Source organism: Candidatus Pseudoscillospira sp. SGI.172 (genome assembly GCF_050313575.1).
In the GTDB taxonomy this organism is placed as follows: domain Bacteria; phylum Bacillota; class Clostridia; order Oscillospirales; family Oscillospiraceae; genus Vermiculatibacterium.
Genome location: NZ_JBNPLQ010000083.1, coordinates 1 through 790 on the forward strand (window position 1 = coordinate 1; position 790 = coordinate 790).

Annotated in this window: 1 protein-coding gene; it reads right to left on the bottom strand. The window is 46.1% G+C overall.

The window, feature by feature from the left end; genetic code table 11:
- Positions 1-211: 211 nt before the first annotated feature.
- Positions 212-634, bottom strand: coding sequence for a MarR family winged helix-turn-helix transcriptional regulator (locus tag ACQRD3_RS13550; RefSeq protein WP_427781745.1), 423 nt, complete (start codon positions 632-634; stop codon positions 212-214).
- Between the last annotated feature and the right edge of the window lie 156 nt (positions 635-790).

The following is a 790-nucleotide window of genomic DNA, read 5'->3' on the forward strand; positions in this document are numbered from 1 at the left end:
GATATATACTTCTTTCATAGTAAAATCCTCCTAATCATTTTCTGCTGCCTGGCGCAAACAGCCCAAACAGTCAGCCTGATCACACTCTGTTTTTATGGAATCTCAAACATTTAAAAAGGGAGAACGCCGGCAGAGGACGTTCTCCCTTTTGCATGTTCTCTCTGACGTGCGGCCAAACGAGGGATGCATCGAGGGCCTTAATGTGGAGGGCCTAGGACAACTGGATTTTTCCGATCTGTTGCAGGCAACTGATCAGGTTGGAGCGATTTTCTTGGGAAAAATCACCTAAAATCTCTTCATTCAAATCCGCAATGACCTGCAGCACGTCCTCTCGAAGCGATTTGCCCATTTCAGTGGCAATGACCTGAACGCTGCGCCGGTCAGAGGGATCCGTGACCCGATTAATTAGTCCTCTCTTTTGCATCCTGTCTAAAACACCGGAAACGGTGGAATTGTCCAGACGCAACGTCTGCACGATTTCCTTTGGCGTACAAAATTCTTTTTGCCAAAGGCAGTTTAGAATACCATATTGCCCTGGAGTGATGTCAAATTGGGATAACCGGCCGGAAAAAGTCTGAAATACCTCGTGCTGGGTCAGTGTCAAAAGATAATTGATACAATACTGCAGTTCCATCGGACAATTCACCTTTACTGTTGTATTTTAAACCTGAGCCCTTTCTGGAAAATAAAACTCTCCCCAAAAGATCAACACAGGTTTGTGGGGCAGCTTTCGGCAAATTGCCAACCATTTTGTCAACTGCGGAAAATCGGGCCGCTGATGACCAGCTTC